The organism is Methanoregula sp. (genome assembly GCF_002835825.1).
In the GTDB taxonomy this organism is placed as follows: domain Archaea; phylum Halobacteriota; class Methanomicrobia; order Methanomicrobiales; family Methanospirillaceae; genus Methanoregula.
This window is the reverse complement of record NZ_PIZH01000611.1, coordinates 1-1,246: the sequence shown is the minus strand read 5'-3', so window position 1 is coordinate 1,246 and position 1,246 is coordinate 1. Positions and strand designations below refer to the sequence as shown.

Here is a 1,246-nt window from a genome sequence, read left to right as displayed (position 1 = left end):
CTCTGAATCACACTGTATGGTCAGAGATTGCAACCTTGTGCAGATAAATGTTCCTCTTTCCTGCAACCAATAATATCCCGTAATTGGAAAACAATGAGAAAATATGGCAGGGTGGGGGGAAAAGAGGATGGATGCGGGATTTCCACCCGGGCCGGTCAGCGCAGGGGCTCTTCGGGGTCGCTGGATTGTACACCGGACCCGACACCGGGTTCATCGTCGTCCTCAGCATCATCAGCCCCTTCGCCTTCACCATCCGGTTCCGGATCGGGATCGTTCTCAACCGATTTGTACTGGAAATACGCAACGCTAAGGATCACCGGTATTCCGAGGGGGATGGCGATGCCGGCCGGGCCGTGGAGGAGGATCCCGTACTGGATGACGATGGAGATGCTGAAGAGGAGGGCTCCTGCGGCATTGAGGTACGCGCCGTGCCGGAGGAGACGCGGGTTCTGCTGCCGGTATGCAAGGATGACCAGCAGCGTTGCGATGAGGATGATTGCGACGCCGATGAGCCAGATGGATGTGGCAATCGCGGTCTTTCCGGTGACGATGCCCTTGAGAATGAAATGGAGTTCCCGGTTCAGGAATATGAGGCTGTCGCCAATATTTGTCTGCATGTAACGGAAGAATATGGTCTGGATGCCGCTTCCCATCCAGTCCCCGATGACGTAGATATTGAGGGGGATGAGGAAGATGAGCGCCTGAAGGATAACCGGGATATTGAATCGCTTCATGTAAGCATAGTTTGTCTGTTCCTTGTATAAACTACACGAATGGTTGGGTAAAAATTTTTATCAGGGGACTGCTTAAAACCCACGTGAGAGATCGGATTCATACGAAAGTATGCGCAGTTCGTTCAGAGCCATGCAAGGAAAACCGTCAGATAAAGACATTCAGGAGAACCTGGCTTGTCCCGTCATTGAAATAACCGGTGACCACCACATGGTCCTTTCCTGCAAACTGCCCCTTTGTCCCGGTGACGATCACCTGGTTGCCGACCATTTTGCCAAGGATATACTGTTGTGCGGCAGGGGCGCCGTGAGACGTTGTATTCGACCAGGTTAGCGGCGGACCGCTGATACCGGGGGTGACTGAAACGATCCCGTACGAGAAGGATGCCTCATCCGGCCCGCCCTTGTAGACTATGACTATACTATCAGCATCGGGGGCGTCAGCAGTAACCACCAGGGTCCGGGGAACCGGAAGATTGGCTGGCTCGTATTAACATGCGACGCTGCCGACGAAA

At 53.8% G+C, this 1,246-nt stretch carries 2 protein-coding genes; both read right to left on the bottom strand.

Annotation, left to right across the window (positions count from 1 at the left end):
* Positions 1 to 155: 155 nt before the first annotated feature.
* Positions 156 to 734 carry a hypothetical protein gene (locus CW742_RS13790; protein WP_292421363.1) on the bottom strand — a complete coding sequence of 193 codons (579 nt, stop codon included), beginning with the start codon at positions 732 to 734 and terminating at the stop codon, positions 156 to 158.
* 145 nt (positions 735 to 879) lie between these two features.
* Positions 880 to 1,185 carry a hypothetical protein gene (locus CW742_RS13785; RefSeq protein ID WP_292421362.1) on the bottom strand — a complete coding sequence of 102 codons (306 nt, stop codon included), beginning with the start codon at positions 1,183 to 1,185 and terminating at the stop codon, positions 880 to 882.
* Between the last annotated feature and the right edge of the window lie 61 nt (positions 1,186 to 1,246).

What these genes read in the sequence shown, in the direction of transcription:
- CW742_RS13790 (WP_292421363.1), bottom strand. Translation starts at nt 734, where the DNA reads ATGAAGCGATTCAATATCCCGGTTATCCTTCAGGCGCTCATCTTCCTC.